The organism is Streptomyces sp. NPDC041205 (assembly GCF_055591765.1).
Genome location: NZ_JBVIZH010000001.1, coordinates 208164 through 228773, shown reverse-complemented (window position 1 = coordinate 228773; position 20610 = coordinate 208164). Strand labels below are relative to the sequence as shown.

Annotated in this window: 18 protein-coding genes; 10 read left to right on the top strand and 8 right to left on the bottom strand. The window is 72.6% G+C overall.

The genetic code is table 11. From position 1 onward, the window contains the following. Positions 1–121: 121 nt before the first annotated feature. Complete coding sequence (locus ACZ6BG_RS01055) at positions 122–841, bottom strand: DUF2293 domain-containing protein (RefSeq protein ID WP_468994998.1); 720 nt, start codon at positions 839–841, stop codon at positions 122–124. Between the two features lie 43 nt (positions 842–884). Between ACZ6BG_RS01055 and ACZ6BG_RS01050 the strand changes: the two genes are divergently transcribed. After that, a complete protein-coding gene (locus tag ACZ6BG_RS01050) occupies positions 885–1517 on the top strand; it encodes a nucleoside/nucleotide kinase family protein (RefSeq protein WP_468994995.1) in 633 nt (210 codons plus the stop codon). A gap of 239 nt (positions 1518–1756) precedes the next feature. Further along, a complete protein-coding gene (locus tag ACZ6BG_RS01045; RefSeq protein ID WP_468994992.1) occupies positions 1757–2176 on the top strand; it encodes a CBS domain-containing protein in 420 nt (139 codons plus the stop codon). A gap of 88 nt (positions 2177–2264) precedes the next feature. On the opposite strand, the gene ACZ6BG_RS01040 is transcribed toward ACZ6BG_RS01045, so the two are convergent. Further along, the gene (locus tag ACZ6BG_RS01040; RefSeq protein ID WP_468994987.1) at positions 2265–3419 is read right to left on the bottom strand and encodes a magnesium and cobalt transport protein CorA; all 1155 of its coding nucleotides are present in this window, start codon (positions 3417–3419) and stop codon (positions 2265–2267) included. A gap of 110 nt (positions 3420–3529) precedes the next feature. On the opposite strand from ACZ6BG_RS01040, the gene ACZ6BG_RS01035 reads away from it, so the two are divergent. After that, a complete protein-coding gene (locus ACZ6BG_RS01035; protein ID WP_468994982.1) occupies positions 3530–4324 on the top strand; it encodes a methyltransferase domain-containing protein in 795 nt (264 codons plus the stop codon). A 118-nt stretch (positions 4325–4442) separates the two neighbouring features. Here ACZ6BG_RS01035 and ACZ6BG_RS01030 read toward each other — a convergent pair whose 3' ends face one another. Both ACZ6BG_RS01030 and ACZ6BG_RS01025 read right to left on the bottom strand, forming a co-directional pair. Beyond that, on the bottom strand, positions 4443–5468 hold the full coding sequence (locus ACZ6BG_RS01030) for a carbohydrate kinase family protein (RefSeq protein ID WP_468997816.1): 1026 nt from the start codon (positions 5466–5468) through the stop codon (positions 4443–4445). 98 nt (positions 5469–5566) lie between these two features. Then, a complete protein-coding gene (locus ACZ6BG_RS01025) occupies positions 5567–6508 on the bottom strand; it encodes a pseudouridine-5'-phosphate glycosidase (protein WP_468994977.1) in 942 nt (313 codons plus the stop codon). Positions 6509–6554: 46 nt separating this feature from the next. On the opposite strand from ACZ6BG_RS01025, the gene ACZ6BG_RS01020 reads away from it, so the two are divergent. Beyond that, positions 6555–6923, top strand: coding sequence for a cupin domain-containing protein (locus ACZ6BG_RS01020; protein ID WP_468994971.1), 369 nt, complete (start codon positions 6555–6557; stop codon positions 6921–6923). A gap of 75 nt (positions 6924–6998) precedes the next feature. Here ACZ6BG_RS01020 and ACZ6BG_RS01015 read toward each other — a convergent pair whose 3' ends face one another. The 3 genes from ACZ6BG_RS01015 to ACZ6BG_RS01005 all read right to left on the bottom strand — a co-directional run bounded on the left by ACZ6BG_RS01015 (position 6999) and on the right by ACZ6BG_RS01005 (position 10191). After that, the gene (locus ACZ6BG_RS01015; protein WP_468994966.1) at positions 6999–8297 is read right to left on the bottom strand and encodes an MFS transporter; all 1299 of its coding nucleotides are present in this window, start codon (positions 8295–8297) and stop codon (positions 6999–7001) included. Positions 8298–8584: 287 nt separating this feature from the next. Further along, positions 8585–9166, bottom strand: coding sequence for a methylated-DNA--[protein]-cysteine S-methyltransferase (locus ACZ6BG_RS01010; protein ID WP_468997814.1), 582 nt, complete (start codon positions 9164–9166; stop codon positions 8585–8587). 125 nt (positions 9167–9291) lie between these two features. Next, positions 9292–10191 (bottom strand): glycerophosphodiester phosphodiesterase, encoded by a 900-nt coding sequence (locus ACZ6BG_RS01005; RefSeq protein ID WP_468994960.1) that lies wholly within the window; start codon positions 10189–10191, stop codon positions 9292–9294. 273 nt (positions 10192–10464) lie between these two features. Between ACZ6BG_RS01005 and ACZ6BG_RS01000 the strand changes: the two genes are divergently transcribed. The 6 genes from ACZ6BG_RS01000 (at position 10465) to ACZ6BG_RS00975 (ending at position 19066) form a co-directional block, all read left to right on the top strand. Further along, positions 10465–11355, top strand: coding sequence for an MHYT domain-containing protein (locus ACZ6BG_RS01000; protein WP_468994954.1), 891 nt, complete (start codon positions 10465–10467; stop codon positions 11353–11355). A gap of 41 nt (positions 11356–11396) precedes the next feature. Then, entirely contained in the window at positions 11397–13565 is a 2169-nt protein-coding gene (uvrB, locus tag ACZ6BG_RS00995; protein WP_468994951.1) for an excinuclease ABC subunit UvrB, read from the top strand. Positions 13566–13690: 125 nt separating this feature from the next. After that, positions 13691–14269: a TerD family protein gene (locus ACZ6BG_RS00990; protein ID WP_030358780.1), complete on the top strand. Its 579-nt coding sequence runs from the start codon at positions 13691–13693 to the stop codon at positions 14267–14269. A gap of 158 nt (positions 14270–14427) precedes the next feature. Next, complete coding sequence (locus tag ACZ6BG_RS00985; RefSeq protein ID WP_468994947.1) at positions 14428–16428, top strand: TerD family protein; 2001 nt, start codon at positions 14428–14430, stop codon at positions 16426–16428. A gap of 325 nt (positions 16429–16753) precedes the next feature. Then, on the top strand, positions 16754–17773 hold the full coding sequence (locus ACZ6BG_RS00980) for a TerC family protein (RefSeq protein WP_468994944.1): 1020 nt from the start codon (positions 16754–16756) through the stop codon (positions 17771–17773). A 192-nt stretch (positions 17774–17965) separates the two neighbouring features. Further along, positions 17966–19066 (top strand): calcium:cation antiporter, encoded by a 1101-nt coding sequence (locus tag ACZ6BG_RS00975; RefSeq protein WP_468994941.1) that lies wholly within the window; start codon positions 17966–17968, stop codon positions 19064–19066. A 107-nt stretch (positions 19067–19173) separates the two neighbouring features. Here the strand turns inward: ACZ6BG_RS00975 and ACZ6BG_RS00970 are convergent, their stop codons facing one another. Beyond that, the gene (locus ACZ6BG_RS00970; protein WP_468997811.1) at positions 19174–20442 is read right to left on the bottom strand and encodes an MFS transporter; all 1269 of its coding nucleotides are present in this window, start codon (positions 20440–20442) and stop codon (positions 19174–19176) included. Between the last annotated feature and the right edge of the window lie 168 nt (positions 20443–20610).

The window sequence follows — 20610 nt, the reverse complement described above, 5'->3', positions numbered from 1 at the left end:
TGGGTGGTCGGGCTTTCCGGGACGGTCGTGTTGCCGTGGTGCGGCGGGGCGGGCTTCGGCCTCGCGCGGAGCGGTGGCCCGGCCCGGCCCGGCCTTCCGCTCCCGAGCCGGGCCCCGCCGCTCACGGCCCGGTGCGCCGCCCGGGCTCGTCCTCCCCGCCCCCTGGCCCGTCGTCCGCCCGCCACCCCCGCAACCGTTCCTCGACCGCCCCCGCGATGGCACGCCGCGCCTCGCCCCGTGGCACCCCGCGCATCAGCAGCTCGTCGTAGTCCGTGTCCGTGTGCCGCACCGCGGCGATCACCGCCGCCGTCACCGCCGTGGGAGTCAGGGCGCGGCCGGCCGCGCTGCGGCCCACCCGGCCGCTGCCCCGGGCGCCCGCGTGCGCGGCGATCGCCCGGGCCCGGTCCCGCGGGCAGCGCGGGAACAGCCGGCGGATCTCCGCCGCGAACTCCCCGACGAACCGCACGTCCTCCCCGGCCCGCCGCATGGCGTCCCGCGCCCGCCGCCGCGCCCGCGCGTCCGCGTCGGCCAGGCACCGCTCCTCGGCCCGGACGAGCGCCGCCTCCTCGACCAGGACGCCCTGCCGCTCGTACCGGCTCTTGCGCCGGTTGAACCGCACGACCACCGCGGACAGCCCGGAGCCCTCGCGCGCCCGCCGCGTCAACGCCGTGTCCCCGCGCGGCAGATACACCAGATGCCCGAGGTCGGCGCAGTCCAGGCAGCGGGGCTCCCCGCCCTCGTGGACGAGCAGCGACAGCGGCCCGCCCCGGCACTCCACGCAACGCCTGCGCTTCAGCGGTTGGATGACGACGGGCCCGGTGCGCACGCGAGGAACTGCCATGCCCGGTTCATGCCCGCCCGCCAGCACCCCACATCATGGCCTTGTGCGACTCGAAGCGATCACCTGGGAACGCCTCACGGACACCCTCGCCGACCGGCTGCTCGACCTGGAGCCGGGGGACGGCGGTGCCTGGCCGCGCGTCGCCTTCGACGGTGCCCCCGCCGCCCGCCCCGGCGAACTCGCCGCCGCGGTGGGCGAGGCGCTGCGCGTGCGCGGGCGGCCCTCGCTCGTCGTCGGCACGGCGGGGTTCCTGCGGCCCGCCTCGCTGCGCCTCGAGTACGGGCACGAGGACGTCGAGGCGTACTACAGCGGCTGGTTCGACACGGGCGCCCTCTGGCGTGAGGTCTTCGGGCCGCTGGACCCGGGCGGCACCGGCCAGGTCCTGCCCGACCTGTGGGACCCGAACGCCGACCGCGCCACCCGCACCCCCTACGTCCAACTCCCTCCCGGCGCGCTGCTGTTGCTGCACGGCCCCCTGCTGCTCGGCCACTGGTTCCCCTTCGACCTGACGGTGCACGTACACCTCTCCTCCGGCGCCTTGCGGCGGCGCACCCCGCCGGACGAACAGTGGACCCTGCCCGCCTTCGACCGGTACGAGGCGGAGAGCGCCCCCACCGCCGCGGCCGACGTCGTCGTCCGCGCCGACGACCCGCGCCACCCGGCCTGGACGGGCTGACCCGACCGCATGCCCGGCCCCGACGCGACACTCGGCTCCGGCCCCCTGCTCGGCCCGACGCCACGCTCGGCCCTGACCGGCCCTGACCGGCCCTGACCGGCCCTGACCGGCCCCGACCAGTGCCGATCGGCCCCCGCGACGGCTGCGGGTGCGGCCTGTGGGCGCCGCGACGAGAATGAGGACGCCGGGACTAGCGGCGCCCCCGCGCCGCGCCGGCCGTCCGGCACCGGGAGGTACCCATGACCACCGCCGGAGACATCATGCACCGGGGTGCACAGTGGATCCCCGCGCACGAGACCCTGGACCGCGCGGCCCAGCTCATGCGCCAACTCGACGTGGGAGCCCTGCCCATCAGCGACCAGAACGACCGGCTGTGTGGCATCCTCACCGACCGCGACATCGTCGTCGGGTGCGTCGCGATGGGGCACGACCCGGCCAAGGTCACCGCGGGCGACATGGCCAAGGGCACACCGCGCTGGATCGCCTCTGACGCCGACGTCGACGAGGTGTTGCACGAGATGCAGGGCCACCAGATCCGCAGGCTGCCCGTGATCGAGAACAAGCGCCTCGTCGGGATGATCAGCGAGGCCGACCTCGCCAAGCACTTGACCGACGAACAGCTCTCCGGCTGGGTCGAGAGCGTCTACGCCAAGTCCTGACCCGTCCCGCGCCTGCCTCCATCGCGGGTGCCTCCATCTCGTACGCCGACGTGTACATCACCCGCACGTCGCCCCGCGCGGGCTTCCGTCACAGCCAGCCGTTGCGCCGGAAGCCTCGGTACAGCAGGACACACGCCGTCGCTATCACTCCCATCACCAGGCCGTATCCGTACTGCCAGCGCAGCTCGGGCATGTGGTCGAAGTTCATGCCGTAGACCCCGCAGACCATCGTGGGCACGGCGACGATCGCGGCCCAGGCCGTGATCTTCCGCATGTCCTCGTTCTGCGCGACCGTCACCTGGGCGAGATGCGCCTGGAGGATCGAGTTCAGCAGTTCGTCGAAGGCCGCTATCTGCTCGGTGACCCGCTTGAGGTGGTCGTCCACGTCGCGGAAGTACGCCTGTATCTCCGGGGCGACGAGCCGCATCGGCTTGGCGGCGAGGATCTGCAGCGGGCGGCCGAGCGGCACCACCGCCCGCTTCAGCTCCAGAAGCTCGCGCTTGAGCTGATAGATCCGGCCCGGGTCGGCGCCGCGGGCGCCCTCGGGCGCGAACACCTCCGCCTCGACCTGGTCGATGTCGGCCTGCACCGAGTCCGCCACCTCCAGATAGTCGTCCACGACCTGGTCCGCGATGGCGTGCAGCACCGCCGCCGGGCCCTGCGCCAGCTGGTCGGGTGTCCCCTCGAGCTCCTCGCGCAGCGGGCCGAGCGAGCCGTGCCTGCCGTGCCGGACGGTGATCACGAACTCCTTGCCGACGAAGACCATGATCTCGCCGGTGTCCACCACCTCGCTGGTCGCGGTCAGCTCGGCGTGCTCCACGTAACAGACCGTCTTGAACACGGCGAACAGCGTCTGGCCATAGCGCTCGACCTTCGGCCGCTGGTGGGCGTGGACCGCGTCCTCGACCGCCAGCGGGTGCAGGTCGAAGAGCTCGGCGATGCCCGCGAACTCCCGCTCCGTCGGCTCGTGCAGACCCAGCCACACGAAGCCGTCGTCGTGCTTGCGGACGTGTCCCACGGCCTCGACGAGATCGCCGTCGCGGACCGGTGTCTGGCGCACCCCCTTGCGATACGTCACGCACTTCACCACCGATGAGCCCAGCGGGGAGCGGGCGGGGTGGCTCAGGTCGACGCGAGGGCCGCGCCGGGTCAGTCCCGCGACCTTGCGCAGGCCGCGGACGCTCCGCAGATTCCCGACCTTGCGGAGGCTTCCGACCTTCCGCAGGTTGCCCGACATCGACATGTGCAGCTCCTCGTGCTGGACTTGATGGGCAAGTCTGCCAGCCCGGTCCGACACCACGACGAGGCCTGTGGGAACGGAATACTCCGCTCCGGAACTGTCATGATCGCCGCATGACGCGAACCGACGGAAATCTCCTCGATGGCAGGTCCGACGAGTCGGCGGCCCGCTCCAGCGCCTTCGCCGCCCTCTTCGACCCCACCACCTTCCGGCACATCGAACGGCTCGGCATCGGCCCCGGCTGGCGCTGCTGGGAGGTCGGCGCCGGTGGCACGTCCGTCGTGTCCTGGCTCGCCAAGCGGGTGGGCCCGACCGGCCGCGTGCTCGCCACCGCCACGGACACGGCGCCGCTGCTGTCGGCCGCGCGCCCGCCCGTGCAGGTGCGTATCCACGACGTGGCCGCCGACGCGCCGCCCGCCGAGGCGTTCGACCTCGTGCACGCCCGCCTCGTCCTCACCCACGTGCCGGACCGCGAGCGGGCCCTGCACTCCATGATCAAGGCGCTGCGCCCCGGCGGTCGGCTCCTGATCGAGGAGGCCGACCCCGCCCTGCAGCCCTTGGCCTGCCCCGACGAGCACAGCTCCGAGGAGGAGGCGGCGAACCGGCTGCGCGCCGGTGTGCGCGCCCTGCTCGCCGACCGCGGCGCCGACCTCGCGTTCGGGCGGGTGCTGCCGCGGCTGCTGCGCGCGGCGGGACTGCGGCAGGTGGAGGCCGACGCGTACTTCCCGCTCGTCTCCCCGGCGTGCGCGGCCCTGGAGTCCGCCACCGTCGAGCAGGTCCGCGCGGACCTGGTCGCCGCGGGCCTCGCCTCCCACGACGACATCGAGCGGCACCTCGCCCATGTCGCCGACCGCGTCGTCGTCCCGGCCACGGCCCCGCTGGTGTCGGCCTGGGCCCGCAAGGCCTGATCGGAGCGCGGGCCCTGATCGGAGGGCGAGCCCTGATCGGAGGGCGAGCCCTGATCGGAAGGCGAGTACTGATCGGAGCGCGGGCCCTGACAGGGGCGCGGGCCCGGACCGGGGCGCCTCATGACCTTGGGTGAGCCCCCGCACGTCCCTCAGGAAGGCGAGCCCCCGGACGTCCCCCGGGAAGCGGGGCCCGCAGCTCCGGCCGGGCCCCCACCCGTGACACCGCCCGCGCCCCCGCCCCGCACCCCTCACCCACGGCCTCCCGCAGCCCCGCCCCCGCCATCCGCGACGCGATGTACGCCCCCGTGAACGCGTCGCCCGCGCCCGTGGAGTCCCGCGCCTCCGCCCGCACCGCCGGGACGCGGACCCGCACCCGCCCGTCTCGCGCGGCCAGCGCGCCGTCCCCGCCCAGCTTGACCACCACCTCGGGGAACCGGCGGCTCAGCTCGGCGGCCGCGTCGGCAGGGCCCGTCGCCCCGGGCGGCCCCGTCAGCAGCAACGCCTCATCGCGGCTCGGCAGCAGTACGTCCACCCCGGCCGCGTCGGCCAGGAAGCGGTCCACCCCGTGCCGGAGGAGGAACCCCGTGGACGCCGGGTCCACGCTCACCGTCACCCCACGCGCGCGTGCCGACGCCAACGCCGCCCGCGCCGCCGCGCGGCTCGACTCGGCGAAGAACAGGTACCCGGACAGGTGGAGCCAGGTCACGCCGTCGAGCAGGGACGGCGTCCAGTCGGCGGGGGACAGGCGCAGGGACGCGCCGCTGTCCGTGAGGAACGTCCGCTCCGCCGTCGCACCCGCCGCGTCGACCAGGCAGATCACCGTGCCCGTGGGCGCTTCGGGGTCGACTGCGATATGAGGGCGTACCGAGGCGCGGCGCAGCGTCTCCTCGTGCCACGCGGCCGCGTCGGCACCGGCCCGCCCGAGGAAACGCACGTCGCGACAGCCCCAGTGGGCCGCCCAGCAGGCGACGTTGGCGCCCGCGCCGCCCGGCACGGTACGGATCGCCGCGGCCGTGTCGGTGCCGGGTGCGAGGGGCGCCCGGTGCCGGGCGACGATGTCCGTGACGACGTCACCCACGACCAGGAGGGCGCCGGTTCCGTTCGGGGAGAGTGCCGAGGGGTGCTCCGGCCCGCCGGGAGCCACGGCGCCGGAGTCCGACGGCTCGCTGGGGGCCGTGGGGTCGGAGTCCGGTGGCTGGCCGGGGGCCGTGGGGTCGGAGTCCGGTGGTTCGCCCGAAGCCGTCACGTTGTCCGCGTCCACGCCGCCGCGATCCGCGCCGCGAGCCGCACGTTCCCGCGCACCGCCGCGAGGTTGGCCTCCAGGGAGGCCCCTTCGGTGTGCCGCATCAGGTGGTCGAGGAGGAACGGGGTCACCGCCTGGCCCTGCACTCCGCGCGCGGCGCACTCCCGCAGCGCCTCGTCGAGTACGCGCGCGTGGAGGGCGGGTTCGAGCTGTTCGGCCTCCGGCACCGGGTTGGCCACGACGAGCGCCGACTCCGGCCCGGCCAGCGCGTCCTGGGCGCGCATGACCGCGGCGACCTCGTCCGGTGTCCGCAGCGTCCAGTCCACGTCGTGTCCGGAGTCGGAGAGGTAGAAGCCGGGAAAGCGGGACGTGCCGTAGCCCGCCACCGCCACGCCCAGGGTCTCCAGGCGCTGGAGCGTCGCGGCCACGTCCAGGATCGACTTCACGCCCGCGCACACGACCGTGATCCGGGTCCGCGCGAGCAGCCCCAGGTCGGCCGACTCGTCCTGGGTACGGGTCCACTCCCGGTGCACTCCGCCGAGCCCGCCCGTGGCGAACACCCGCAGCCCGGCGCGGGCGGCGAGCAGGGCCGTCGCGGACACCGTCGTCGCCCCGCTCGCACCCGCCGCGACGGCGAGCGGCAGGTCCCGGTGGCCCAGCTTGCGGATGCCTTCCTCCCCGGCGACCCGCTCCAACTGGTCCTTGTCCAGGCCGACATGGGGGCGCCCGTCGAGGACGGCGATCGTGGCGGGCACGGCGCCCTCGTCGCGTACGGCCTGCTCCAGTTCGAGGGCGACACGCAGATTGCGGGGCCGCGGCAGCCCGTGCGCGATGATCGTGGACTCCAGGGCCACGACGGGGCGCCGTCGCGCGCGAGCCGCCTGTACCTCGTCGGACACCACCAACACGGTCAGCCTCCTGCCAGTCGGGTCTTCCTTCATCCCTGGCGGGCGGTGCCCCGCGGCAAACCCATTAAGGTGACCGGCCATGACCACGAATGATCAGAACGCGCCCTCTTTTGCCGTGCACATTCCGGACGTCGAGCTGGAGGAGGAGCCGCTCGACCCGCAGCAGATCGTCTCCGGAGAGCCCGTCGTCACCGGCAAGGTCCTCTGGGAGTCCGCCGACGGCAAGCAACTGCGCGGCATCTGGCAGATCACCCCGGGCGTGGTGACCGACACCGAGGCCAACGAGCTCTTCGTGGTCGTCAGCGGCCGCGCCACCATCGAGGTGGAGGGCGGCGACGTCCTGGAGGTCGGCCCCGGCGACGCGGCCGTGCTGCGCGAAGGCGACCGTACGACGTGGACCGTGCACGAGACGCTGCGCAAGGCATACCACATCACCCTCGGCGGCTGAACGCCCGCCGCGGCGGCGGACGTCCGATTCGTGCGGTGCGCCGGGTCAGTCCTGCGGTACGGCGGCGACCCGGCGTCAGTCCTCCGGTGCGGCGGCAGCCCCGGTGTCCGTACGGCCGGGCCCGCGCGTGAACAGGGCGAACGCCGCGAGCGGCAGCAGCAGGAGCGCCGCGATCAGGTTGAGCCAGCCGTAGCTCGCCCGCGCGACCACCAGGCCCGCCACCGCGCCGCCGACGCCCGCCGCCGTGTTCATGGTCAGGTCCGAGAGGCCCTGGGCGGCGGCGCGCGCGGCCTGCGGCACGGAGTCGGTGAGCAGCGCGGACCCCGCCACGAGCCCCGCCGACCAGCCGAGGCCGAGCACGAACAGGCCCGCCGCCGTCTGCCCGTGGTTGCTCCCGGCCGTCCCCGCGAGCAGCGCCGCGCAGGCAAGCAGGCTCACCGACAGGGCGATGACGGCGAGCCGCCCGATCCGGTCCGCGAGCCGCCCCATCACCGGCGAGAACGCGTACATGCCCGCGATGTGCCCGCTGATGACCAGGCCGATCAGATCGATGCTCGCTCCGTGGTGACCGAGGTCGACCGGGGTCATCGACATGATCGACACCATGGCGGTGTGCGCGATGGCGACCGTCACCAGCGCGAGCCGCGCCTGCTGGGACGCGGCCACGGCGGCGAACCCGGCCCGCAGCGATCGGCCCGCCGCCGTCTGGTCACCGCCGGGCTCCAGGGCGCGGGCGGTGAGCAGTGGGTCGGGGCGCAGCAGCAGCGCCACCACGACCGCTGAGATCAGGAAGATCCCGGCCGCCCAGACGAAGGGCCCCGCCTCCTTCGGAATGCCGAGCCCGGAGACGCTGCGGCCCGCGGGCGCCGCGATGTTGGGCCCGAGGACCGCGCCGATCGTCGTGGCCCACACGACGTTGGAGATGGCGCGCGCCCTGGCCCCGGGCTCGGCCAGGTCGGCCGCCGCGAACCGCGCCTGCAGGTTGGCCGACGACGCCGCGCCGAACCCGGCCATGCCCACCAGGAGCAGCGGGAAGTTCCCGACGGCCGCGGCCACGACCACCACTCCCGCGCCCAACGCGCCGATGAGATACGCGAGGACGAGACCGGGGCGGCGGCCCCGCGCGGTCATCAGCGCCGCCAGCGGCACCGAGAGCAGCGCGGTCCCGGCGACGGTCGCGGTGGGCGCGAGCCCGGACAGCGACTCCGTGCCGCTGACCTCCTTCGCGAGCACGGCGGCCAGCGCGATCCCGGTGGCCACACCGAGCCCGCCGAGGATCTGGCTCGCGACCAGGACCGCCGTGATCCGCCGTCGCAGCGCGGGCAGTTCCTCGACGGCGACGGGTGCGAGGGTCGCGTCCCCGGTCGTGCTCATCGGGGACATCGCGGGCTACGGGGGCACCGGGCGGGCGTAGCGGCTACGAGGTCCGCGGCGGCTGCGGGGGACGACGAAGGCGAGGGCGCAGGGGACGGCGAGGGCGAGGGGGATATGGCCACGTCGGAAGTGTGTCAGGACAGGTGCCGTTCATGTACATGCAGTGCGGAACGAAGCCGGTTGCATGCCGTGCGGAACGAAGTCGGTGCCGAGGGCGCGGCGCACGAGGACGCCCTCGCCCCCGGACGCCCCGCCCATGCACGCCGCCGCAGGTCCGAGCCGCCTGGTCAGAACAGCGGCTCGGGAAGCACCCCCTCCAGCGCGAGCAACCGCCGCTTCGTCTCCAGGCCGCCGCCGAACCCGCCGATGCCGCCGTCGCGTTCCACCACCCGGTGGCAGGGCACCACGACCGGCAGGGGGTTGGCGCCCATCGCCATGCCCACGGCCTGGGCCGCGCCGGGCTGGCCGACGCGGCGGGCCAGGTCTCCGTAGCCCACGACCGTTCCGAACGGCACGCCCGCCGCGAGCTCGCGCAGCACCTGGCGGTTGAAGCCGGAGATCAGCGACCAGTCCAGCGGCAGCTCGAAGTCGCGCCGCTGTCCGGCGAAGTACGCCCGCAGCTGGCGTATGGGCTCGGTGAGCAGCGGTGAGCCGGGATCCTCGACCGGCTCGGCGCCCAGGCGGGAGCCAAGGCGCTCCAGGGCCTTGTCGCGCACGTCGTCCGTGGCGTGGAAGACGACCGCGACCAGGCCTACGTCGGTCGCGGCCAGCAGCAGCGGGCCGATGTCGCTTGCGACGACGGCCCACACGGCGCCGGACCGCGCGTCCGGCGCCCGACGCTCGTCCCGGTCCTGCTCGTTGTGCCCCATGGCGTTCATGGAAACCACGGTACGTCCGGGCACTGACAACGCCGCGGGACGAGTCGTCCCGCGGCGCTCGGCAGGCAGGAGACCTGCTGTCGGTCGAGCCGTCGGCCGTGTGGCCGGCCGTCGCGTCAGTCGTTGATCGCCCTGCGTACCACGTCGGGCTTGTTGGTGATGATGCCGTTCACACCGAAGGCCGCCGCCCGCCGCGCCGCGGCGCTCTCGTCCACGGTCCAGGTGAAGATCTCCAGGCGCTTGCCGTGCGCGCCCTTGAGCCGGTGGATCGCGGAGACGTAGCCCGCGGAGATGGACGTGTGCGTCGAGTTGATCTGGTCCGCGAACTTCGCGTACGCCGGGAGGTCGGCGGTCGCGGGCGTACCCAGGAAGCCGGTCTTGATGTCGGGCCGCTGGGCGTGCACCTTCTTGATGCTGTCCGCGCTGAAGCTCTGGACGACCAGCTTGTTCTTGACGTGGTCGCGGTCCAGCCAGCCGGTCTTGCGCAGCACCCGCAGGGTGTCCCGCTCGATTCCCGGGTAGAGCTCGGGCTTCTTGATCTCCAGGACGAGGCTCTGGTGGTTGCGCGAGACACGGTTCATGTACTGCGTGAGCGTCGGCACGCGCGCGCCCTTGTACTGCGCCCCGAACCAGCTGCCCGCGTCCAGCGTGGCGATCTCCGCCGCGGTGAAGTCCTTCACCTTCCAGGGGGAGCGGTGGGGGAAGACCTGCTCGACGTTGGTCGTCCGCTTCAGGGTGTCGTCGTGGACGATCACGAGGACGCCGTCCTTGGTGCGCTGGACGTCGTTCTCGACCCAGCGGAAGCCCATCCGGGCGGCCTTGTCGATCGCGGCGAGCGTGTTCTCGGGGACGTAGGCGGAGGCTCCGCGATGGGCCACGACTGTGGGGGTCCTGTGTGCGGCGGAGGCGGTGACGGCGGTGTCGGCGGGGGCCTCGGCGCTGGCGGTGGAGGGGAGGACGAGTGCTCCTGTTCCCAGGAGAGCGGCGGTCGTGGCGGCTGCGGCGCGTGCGTGCACGGGTTCTCCTCGCGTCATGAGCTCACGGTTCGATTGAGAATGACAGTCCACGGCCAACTACAGACAGGTACAGGATGACCACACGTTGAACACCGGTCTCCCAAGTGGGGACCCCAGGCGCGGAACCCGTGTTTCTTTGCCGGAAAATCGGTCGTGCGTTCACGGCTGAGCCCTACTCTCACCTCAGCCGACGGCCCGTCACCTGGCCGTCGGTCGAGGGCAGACGGGGCGTTCCGGGACATCCAGGTACGACAGGCGGAAGGGCTACCGCTCATGGAGGGCACGGTCGACGGCTTCAGCTACGGATTCGTCACGCCGGTGGTCGCCTATCTGATGGCCTGCCTGGGCGGCGCGCTCGGCCTGCGCTGCACCACGCGGTCGCTCCTGGTCGCGCACTCCTGGCGGCCCGGCTGGCTCGCGCTCGGCTCGGCCGCCATCGGGTCCGGCATCTGGACCATGCACTTCATCGCGATGATGGGCTTCAGCGTCGAAGGGACGCCGGTCCACTACGACCGGGCGACGACCTTCGCGAGCCTGGCCGTCGCCATCGTCATGGTCGGCGTCGGGATCTTCATCGTGGGCTACCGCGGAGCCAGCGGAGCGGCGCTCTTCACCGGAGGCACCATCACGGGCCTCGGCATCGCCTCGATGCACTACCTGGGGATGGCCGGGATGCGCCTCGGCGGCAGGCTCCAGTACAACACCCTGACCGTCGCCGCCTCCGTGGTGATCGCCGTCGTCGCCGCCATCGCCGCCCTGTGGGCCGCGGGCCAGATCAGGGGCTTCCTGTGGAGCCTCGGTGCCAGCCTCGTCATGGGCCTCGCCGTCAGCGGCATGCACTACACCGGGATGGCCGCCGTCACCGTCCATCTGCACGGCCGCTCCACCGCGCCGCCCGGCGACTCGTCCCCCGAGATCCTCGCGCCCCTCATGGTCGGCCCGCTCACCTTCCTGCTGCTGGCGGGCGTCATCGTGATGTTCGACCCGCTGATGATGCTGGGCAAGGCCGACCTGAAGGCCGCGGCGGCCCGCCCGCGCACCGCCACCTACCCCGTGCCCCGCTCCGGCGACCGCCAGACCGGGCGCGTCAGCCGCCGGCCCGCGACGCGCCCCGGCCGCAGGACCCGCCGCAGAACGGGGGCGCGGGCACCGCAGAAGTGGTGAGCGCGGCGGCGTTGTCAGTGGGGGGTCGTACGGTGGGTTCCATGCGGCCCGTATCGAAGATCGAACGCACGGTGGCACCTTTCGAGGTCGTCAGCCCGTACCAGCCCAGTGGCGACCAGCCGACGGCCATCGCCGACCTGGAGAAGCGCATCCGCGCGGGCGAGAAGGACGTCGTCCTGCTCGGCGCCACCGGCACCGGCAAGTCGGCCACCACCGCGTGGATGATCGAGAAGCTCCAGCGCCCCACGCTCGTGATGGCGCCGAACAAAACCCTGGCCGCCCAGCTGGCCAACGAGTTCCGCGAGCTGCTGCCGAACAACGCCGTCGAGTACTTCGTCTCGTACTACGACTACTACCAGCCCGAGGCGTACGTCCCCCAGTCGGACACGTACATCGAGAAGGACTCCTCGATCAACGAGGAGGTCGAGCGCCTGCGCCACTCCGCGACGAACTCGCTGCTCACCCGCCGCGACGTCATCGTGGTCGCCTCCGTCTCCTGCATCTACGGCCTCGGCACCCCGCAGGAGTACGTGGACCGGATGGTCCCGCTCAAGGTCGGCGACGAGATCGACCGCGACCAGCTCCTTCGCCGCTTCGTCGACATCCAGTACACCCGCAACGACCTCGCCTTCACCCGCGGCACCTTCCGGGTCCGCGGCGACACCATCGAGATCTTCCCGGTGTACGAGGAACTGGCCGTGCGCATCGAGATGTTCGGCGACGAGATCGAGGCGCTCTCCACGCTGCACCCGCTGACCGGCGAGGTCATCAGCGACGACGACCACCTGTACGTCTTCCCGGCGTCCCACTACGTAGCGGGTCCCGAGCGCATGGAGAAGGCGATCAACGGCATCGAGAAGGAGCTCGCCGAGCGCCTCGCGGAGCTGGAGAAGCAGGGCAAGATGCTGGAGGCCCAGCGGCTGCGCATGCGCACGACGTACGACCTGGAGATGCTCCGCCAGATCGGCTCCTGCTCCGGCGTCGAGAACTACTCGATGCACTTCGACGACCGCGGCCCCGGCACCCCGCCGCACACCCTCCTCGACTACTTCCCGGACGACTTCCTGCTCGTCCTCGACGAGTCGCACGTCACGGTCCCGCAGATCGGCGCGATGTACGAGGGCGACGCCTCCCGCAAGCGCACCCTCGTGGACCACGGCTTCCGGCTGCCCTCCGCGCTCGACAACCGCCCGCTGAAGTGGGAGGAGTTCCAGCAGCGCATCGGCCAGACCGTCTACCTGTCGGCGACCCCGGGGGCGTACGAACTCTCCCGCTCCGACGGCGCCGTGGAGCAGATCATCCGCCCCACCGGCCTCGTCGACCCCGAAGTCGTCGTCAAGCCCACCGAGGGCCAGATCGACGACCTGGTGCACGAGATCCGCAAGCGCACCGAGAAGGACGAGCGCGTCCTGGTCACCACGCTCACCAAGAAGATGGCCGAGGACCTCACGGACTACTTCCTCGAACTGGGCATCCAGGTCCGCTATCTGCACAGCGACGTCGACACCCTGCGCCGCGTCGAGCTCCTGCGCGAGCTGCGCGCCGGTGAGTACGACGTCCTGGTGGGCATCAACCTCCTCCGGGAGGGCCTCGACCTGCCCGAGGTCTCCCTGGTGGCGATCCTCGACGCCGACAAGGAGGGCTTCCTGCGCTCCGGCACGTCCCTCATCCAGACGATCGGCCGCGCGGCGCGCAACGTCTCGGGGCAGGTCCATATGTACGCCGACAAGATCACCCCGGCGATGGAGAAGGCCATCGAGGAGACCAACCGCCGCCGGGAGAAGCAGATCGCGTACAACAAGGAGAAGGGCATCGACCCGCAGCCCCTCCGTAAGAAGATCAACGACATCGTCTCGGCCATCGCGCGCGAAGAGGTCGACACGGAACAACTCCTCGGCACCGACTACCGCAAGGCGAAGGACGGCAAGAACGCCAAGGCCCCGGTGCCGTCGCTCGGCACGGCGGGCGGCGCGGCAGCCGCCAAGGGCACCAAGGCGGGGACGACGGGCAAGGCCGCCAAGGGCAAGGCCGGGCAGACGGTGCCCACGGACCGGCCCGCCGCCGAACTCGCCGAGCAGATCGAGGAGATGACCGCGCGGATGCGCGCCGCCGCCGCGGACCTGCAGTTCGAGATCGCCGCACGGCTGCGCGACGAGGTGTCGGAGATGAAGAAGGAACTGCGGCAGATGAAGGAGGCAGGCCAGGCGTAGCGCAGTGTTGCAACACCGACACAAAGTGCCCGGCAGGGTGCGGCGCGGTGGACAGGGCTGCATAGGGTGATGGGCAACCGCCGCAACGGGCGGTTGCCCAGGGCAGTTCGAGAAGGGGACAGCGCGTGACGGTCAACATGACCAAGGGCCAGGCCATCAGCCTGCAGAAGGACGACGGGGGCGCTCTGACGTCGGTGCGCATGGGACTGGGCTGGCAGGCGGCCCCGCGGCGCGGCCTGTTCGGCACGCGCACGCGGGAGATCGACCTCGACGCGTCGGCCGTCCTGTTCGCCGACAAGCAGCCCGTCGACGTGGTGTTCTTCCGGCACCTCGTCAGCGACGACGGCTCCGTGCGGCACACCGGCGACAACCTGGTCGGCGGCGTCGGCCAGGGCGGCGACGACGAGGCCATCCTCGTCGACCTGCAGCGCGTCCCGGTCCACATCGACCAGATCGTCTTCACGGTGAACTCCTTCACCGGCCAGACCTTCCAGGAGGTGCAGAACGCGTTCTGCCGCCTGGTCGACGAGACCAACGGCCAGGAACTGGCCCGCTACACCCTCGACGGCGGCGGCCAGTACACCGCCCAGATCATGGCCAAGGTCAACCGCGCGGGCTCCGGCTGGCAGATGACGGCCCTCGGCAACCCCGCCAACGGCCGCACCTTCCAGGACCTGATGCCGTCGATCCTGCCGCACCTCTGAGCACCACCGCACCACTGAGCGGTACCACCCGCTGAACGGCATCGCGTCGCGGCGGCACGGCACCGCTCAGCACCACTGCCCGGCCGAGCACCACCGTCCAGACGGCAGTCCGCACGCAGGCCCGGTGAGGGGGCCGACACCAAGGGGGAACGAACGCGATGACCGCCGAGCTGGTCAGGGGGCAGAACCATCCGGTTCCCGGCACCCGCCTCGAGATCCGGGTGTCGGCCGGCAAGCCGATCATCGCCGGTGCCACCCTCTGCGACGACCACCGCAAGGTGCGCGACACCTCCTGGGTGGCCCACCCCGGCGCTCCCACCCTGCCCGGACTCGAAGTGTCCCGGCAGGCGGCCGCCGACCACCGCCTCGCCGTCGACCTGGGCGCGCTGCCGGACGGCGCGCACCAGGTCAACGTGCTGCTCGCGCTGCCCGTCGGCGTCGCGGGCCCGGTCACCTTCGGCGCCGTCGCCGCGCCCTTCGTGGCCGTCACCGGACTCGACGGCGCCGAGATCGCCAGCTACACGATCACGGACCTGTCCGCCGAGTCCGCCGTCGTCGCCCTGGAGCTGTATCGCAAGCAGGGCGTCTGGAAGGTCCGCGCCGTCGGCCAGGGCTACGCGGGCGGCCTCGCCGACATGCTCACCGACCAGGGCCTGCCCGAGGCCCAGGAACTGGCGACCGCCATCAACGACGCGGTGGCGCGCGGCCTCGCCCGCTCGGTGGCCGCACCCCCGCCCCGCCCCGCGGACGAGACCCGCGTGCGCGCCGCCGCCCAGGGCCACACGAGCCCCGGCCGACAGCCCTCAGCACCCGAGCCGGGCCCCGACGCCGCCCCGCAGCCCGTCACCCCCTCGCCCGCGCCCGGCGAGGGCGGCCAGCCCCCGCAGCCCGTCACGCCCGCGTCCGGGGACGCCACCCCGCCCGCGCAGCCCGGCGACGGCGGCCCCGTGAACTACACCCACCCGCGCCGCCAGACCAGCGCGCCCCCGCCGCCCCCGCCCACCGCGCCGCCCGCCGCACCCGGGCAGCCCGCCCGCCCCGTCGCGGGCGACGCCACGGGCTGGTCCATGGAGGAGCGGCTGTACAACCAGGTGTGGGGCATGTTCGAGGACCTGGCCCGCTCCGCGTCGGCGTACCGCAGCGCGGTGGACTTCGCCGACTCCCGCATGGAGCAGGAGCTGGACAAGGTCCTCTCCGACCCGCGCAGCCGCATCGGCGGCACCGGTGACACCGCGCGCGAGGCCGCCCGCGCCCGCCACGGCGACCTCGTCGACCAGGCCAGGGCCGCCCTCGACCGGGACCTGGCCCAGCTCGCCGCCGAGGCGGAGGTCGTCGAGCCCGCCCTGCCCCCGGCGTTCGCCGACTGGTCGAGCCCGGTCTGGCAGGGCTATCGCGCGCCCATGGAGATCCCGATGGCCCTGCGCCTCGGCGGCCTCCATCTGCCCGAGCGCCCCGACCTGCGCATCCCCATGCTGGTCCGGCTGCCCCTGGAGCGCGGCCTGTGGATCGACAGCGGCCGCTCCGGCACGGACTCCCTCGTGGACGCCGACCAGCTGCGCCGCCTCGCCCTGGACAGCGCCGTCGCGCACGCCGCGCGGCTGCTCGCCTCGTATCCGCCCGGCGCGTTCACCGTGCACGTCATCGACGCCGCCGGCAGCGGTGCGAGCGCGTTCGCCCCGCTGGTGAGCGCCGGGGTCCTGGACGAGCCGCCCGCGACCGGCGCCGCGGGCGCCGCCGCCGTGCTCACCCGGCTCACCCAGCGCGTGGACCTCGTGCAGATGGCGGTCCGCGGCGGCATGGCCGACGCGCTGCCGCAGGACCTGGACACCGGCGAGCACCTGCTGATCGTCAACGACTTCCCGCACGGCTTCGACGACCGCGCGGTGACCCGGCTGCGCTATCTCGCGGACGAGGGCCCCGCCGTCGGCGTGCACCTGATGATGGTCGCCGACCGCGAGGACGCCGCGGAGTACGGCCCGCTCCTCGACCCGCTGTGGCGGGCCCTGCTGCGCCTCACGCCGGTGCCGGAGGACCACCTCGCGGACCCGTGGGTGGGCCACGCGTGGACGTACGAGCCCTCGCTCGCCCCGCCCGGCAGCCAGGTCCTCAGCCACGTCCTGGACCGCGTGGGCGCGGCCCGCCGCACCGGAAGCCGCTGAGCCGCCGGCCCCGCATCGCCAAGTCGACATGTGCCCCACCCACCCCTCGCGTACCGGCGCCGCCAAGTCGACCTAGAGACCGTCAAGCGCCCGCACACCCTTTTGAGCTGGGCATTTGGCGCCCGTTTGCCGGTCCCTTTACCTAACCTTGGTCTTTCGCGTACTCTTCTCAGTGCGGAGGGGAGTACTCCCAGACGCGACGTGCCCGTCAATACGGACCGCCATCGGTCCCGGGGCGTCGGACCGGGGCGCGCGCAGCGCCCGGGTGGAAGAGACCTCCGGCAGCGACGACGCTGATCAGTAGCCGTACGACGCCGGAGGCGCAGTGGACGTTTCTATGACCGTGTGGGTGACGACCGTTCTCGGTCTGTGTGCCCTGATCGCAGTCGACTTCTTCATCGGGCGCAAGCCCCATGACGTGTCGATCAAGGAAGCCGGAATCTGGACCATCGTCTGGATCGTCCTGGCCGCGCTCTTCGGCGTCGGCCTGCTGCTCGCGGGCGAGAGCCAGGCGTCCGGCGAGTTCTTCGCGGGCTTCATCACCGAGAAGTCGCTCTCCGTCGACAACCTCTTCGTCTTCATCCTGATCATGGCGAAGTTCTCGGTGCCCTCCCACCTCCAGCAGCGCGTGCTGCTGTTCGGTGTCCTGATCGCCCTGGTCCTGCGAGCGATCTTCATCGCCGCCGGCGCCGCGGTCATCGCCAACTTCTCGTGGGTCTTCTACATCTTCGGCGCGTTCCTGATCTACACCGCCTGGAAGCTCATCCAGGAGGCGCGTGCCGACGAGGAGGAAGAGGACTGGGAGGAGAACCGCCTCCTGAAGTCGATCGAGAAGAAGTTCGGCGTCTCCGACCGGTACGAGGGCACGAAGCTCTTCATCCGGAAGAACGGCAAGAAGATCATGACGCCCCTCATGGTCGTCATGCTCGCCATCGGTACCACCGACGTCCTGTTCGCCATGGACTCCATCCCGGCGATCTTCGGCCTCACCCAGGACCCGTACATCGTCTTCACCGCCAACGCCTTCGCCCTCATGGGCCTGCGGCAGCTGTACTTCCTCATCGGCGGACTGCTCAGGAAGCTGGTCCACCTCAGCTACGGCCTGTCGGTGATCCTCGGCTTCATCGGCGTGAAGCTGGTCCTGCACGCCCTGCACGAGAACGGCGTACACGTCCCCGAGATCTCCATCCCGGTCTCGCTCGGCGTCATCTGCGGCGTCCTGATCATCACGACGATCACCAGCCTCATGGCCTCCAAGAAGCAGGCGGAGCGCGAGGCGGCCGAGGCCGGCGGCGACGGCCGGTCCGGCAAGGACGACGCCCAGAAGGACAGCATCGAGGCCTGACGGCAGACGTGGGACAGCTCTACGTAGAGCCGGCTCGAAGGCACCACCGGTGAGAACCGGCACGGACCGGCGGGAACCGGCTGTGTGAGAACCACCCCGGAGCGGTGCACGGTCGTCGACCGTGCACCGCTTCCGCATGGAAAGGAACCTATGAAGTCGCGGCCCTCCCGTGAGCGGGGCAGCATCGAAAACATGATCCCTGAGCTCCGGGCACTCGCCGCACGGTGGACAGCCGCCGTGCCCGTGCTCGGAATCGTTCTCCTCGCCCTCACCTGGGGGCGCTCCCTGTCGGGCGTGGTCGTCGCCCTGGTGACGGCGGTACTGGCCGGGGCGGTGCTCGCCGCGGTCCACCACGCCGAGGTCATCGCGCACCGCGTCGGTGAACCCTTCGGCTCGCTCGTCCTCGCCGTCGCGGTCACCATCATCGAGGTCGCCCTCATCGTCACCCTCATGGCCGACGGCGGCGACAAGAGCTCCACCCTGGCCCGCGACACGGTCTTCGCCGCCGTGATGATCACCTGCAACGGCATACTCGGCCTCTGTCTGCTGACCGGCGCCCTGCGCCACCGCGTCGCCGTCTTCAACTCCGAGGGCACCGGCGCCGCGCTCGCGACCGTCGCCACCCTGGCCACGCTCAGCCTGGTCCTGCCGACCTTCACGACCTCCAAGCCGGGACCGGAGTTCTCCACGGCGCAGCTCACGTTCGCCGCCCTGTCGTCCATCGTCCTGTACGGCCTGTTCGTCGCGACGCAGACCGTCCGGCACCGCGACTACTTCCTGCCGGTCACCAAGGAGGGCGAGGTCGTCGACGCCGACGACCACGCCGAAGGCCCCTCCGCCCGCACCGCCCTGATCAGCCTCGGCCTGCTCGCGCTCGCCCTCATCGGGGTCGTCGGGCTCGCCAAGGGCGTGTCGCCCACCATCGAGTCGGGCGTCGAGTCGGCCGGTCTGCCGCACGCTGTCGTCGGCGTGATCATCGCGCTGCTCGTGCTGCTCCCGGAGACCATCGCGGCCGTGCGCGCGGCCCGCCGCGACCGCGTCCAGACCAGCCTGAACCTGGCCCTGGGCTCGGCGATGGCCAGCATCGGCCTGACCATCCCCGCCGTCGCCATCGCCTCCGTGTGGCTGTCCGGGCCGCTCGTGCTCGGCCTCAGCTCGACCCACATGGTGCTGCTCGTGCTGACCGTCCTCGTCGGCACCCTCACGGTCGTGCCCGGCCGTGCCACGCCCCTCCAGGGCGGCGTGCACCTGGTGCTGTTCGCGGCGTACCTGGAGCTCGCGGTCAATCCGTGAGGCGTCGTGTCCGGCCGGGCCGCACTCCGGCCGGACACGACGCCCCAGCGGTCGTACGCGCTGCCGCACCGGCCGTCGTACGGGGACACCCGAGCCCGCCGCCCGCCTCACCCCGTGACCGGCACCACCGCCTTCTCCCGCACGGGCCGCGTCTCCGGAAGCAGCGCGAAGCACCCGAGGCTCAGCACCGCCATGGCCGTCAGATACGCGGCCACACCCCACGGAGTGCCCTCGCCGCGCGCCGCCGCGGTCGCCACCATCGGCGTGAGCGCCCCGCCGAGGACCCCCGCCAGGTTGTAGCCCACCGCCGCCCCCGTGCAGCGCACCCGCGGCTCGTACAGCTCCGGCAGATACGCGGCGACCACGGAGAACATCGCGACGAACGCGAGCAGCGCCACCAGGAAGCCCAGGAACATCAGGAACGGCTCACCCGTGGCCAGAAGGGCGACCATCGGGAACATCCACAAGGCGACCCCCGCACACCCCACCAGACACATCGGCCGCCGCCCGTACCGGTCGCCCAGGAAGGCCGCCACGGGCGTCAGCGCGCCCTTGACGACGACGGCGGCCATGATGCAGGCCAGCATGACGGTACGGCTCACACCAAGGCGCTCCACGCCGTACGAGAGCGACCACGTCGTGACGGCGTAGAACACGGCGTACCCGACGGCGAGCGCGCCCGCCGTGAGCAGCACGAGCCGCCAGTGCCCGCGCGCCACCTCGACGAGCGGTACGCGCGCGTGCTCGCGCACCTGGAGGAAGTCCGGGCTCTCCGTGAGCGAGGCGCGCAGCGCGATCCCGGCAAGGGCGAGCACCCCCGCTCCCCAGAACGGAATCCGCCACCCCCAGGAGGCGAACTGCGCCTCCGTGAGGGTCGCGGACAGCGCCAGCGTCACGCCGTTGGCCAGCAGGAACCCGATCGCGGGCCCGACCTGCGGGAAGCTCGCCCACAGCGCGCGCCGCTCGGGCGGCGCGTGCTCGGCCGTCAGCAGCACCGCCCCGCCCCACTCGCCGCCGAGCCCCACGCCCTGCACGAAACGCAGCACGAGCAGCAGTACCGGCGCGGCCACACCGATCGTCTCGTACGTCGGTACGCAGCCCACGGCGACGGTGGCGAGGCCCGTCAGGAGCAGCGAGATCACCAGAACGGGCCGTCGGCCGCGCCGGTCACCGAGGTGTCCGAAGAGCACGGAGCCGAGCGGCCGGGCCACGAAGCCCACTCCGAATGTCGCGAACGCCGCGAGAGTTCCCGCCAGCGGGGAGAACGTCGGGAAGAACAGCGGCCCGAGCACGAGGGCCGCCGCGGTGCCGTAGATGAAGAAGTCGTAGAACTCGATGGCCGTCCCTGCGAGCGACGCGGCGGCGAGCCGGGGCAGCGAAGGGGCCGTGGAGTGGGGCGGGGTCTGGGCTGCGGGCCGGGATCCTGACGGAGAGTCACTGTTGTGCACGGTGCGTCAACTACCCGGTGTGACAGGCGGTTACGGGGGCGCGCGGAGGTCCGCGGGCGCGCCGGAACGGCCAGGGGCGCGCCCCACCCGCGGGTC

Bases quoted from the DNA above. Each gene is read 5' to 3' on its own strand.
- ACZ6BG_RS01055 (WP_468994998.1), bottom strand. From the start codon at position 841: ATGGCAGTTCCTCGCGTGCGCACCGGGCCCGTCGTCATCCAACCGCTG.
- ACZ6BG_RS01045 (WP_468994992.1), top strand. From the start codon at position 1,757: ATGACCACCGCCGGAGACATCATGCACCGGGGTGCACAGTGGATCCCC.
- ACZ6BG_RS01040 (WP_468994987.1), bottom strand. From the start codon at position 3,419: ATGTCGATGTCGGGCAACCTGCGGAAGGTCGGAAGCCTCCGCAAGGTC.
- ACZ6BG_RS01035 (WP_468994982.1), top strand. From the start codon at position 3,530: ATGACGCGAACCGACGGAAATCTCCTCGATGGCAGGTCCGACGAGTCG.
- ACZ6BG_RS01025 (WP_468994977.1), bottom strand. From the start codon at position 6,508: ATGAAGGAAGACCCGACTGGCAGGAGGCTGACCGTGTTGGTGGTGTCC.
- ACZ6BG_RS01020 (WP_468994971.1), top strand. From the start codon at position 6,555: ATGACCACGAATGATCAGAACGCGCCCTCTTTTGCCGTGCACATTCCG.
- ACZ6BG_RS01015 (WP_468994966.1), bottom strand. From the start codon at position 8,297: ATGAGCACGACCGGGGACGCGACCCTCGCACCCGTCGCCGTCGAGGAA.
- ACZ6BG_RS01010 (WP_468997814.1), bottom strand. From the start codon at position 9,166: ATGGGGCACAACGAGCAGGACCGGGACGAGCGTCGGGCGCCGGACGCG.
- ACZ6BG_RS01000 (WP_468994954.1), top strand. From the start codon at position 10,465: ATGGAGGGCACGGTCGACGGCTTCAGCTACGGATTCGTCACGCCGGTG.
- uvrB (WP_468994951.1), top strand. From the start codon at position 11,397: ATGCGGCCCGTATCGAAGATCGAACGCACGGTGGCACCTTTCGAGGTC.
- ACZ6BG_RS00985 (WP_468994947.1), top strand. From the start codon at position 14,428: ATGACCGCCGAGCTGGTCAGGGGGCAGAACCATCCGGTTCCCGGCACC.
- ACZ6BG_RS00975 (WP_468994941.1), top strand. From the start codon at position 17,966: ATGATCCCTGAGCTCCGGGCACTCGCCGCACGGTGGACAGCCGCCGTG.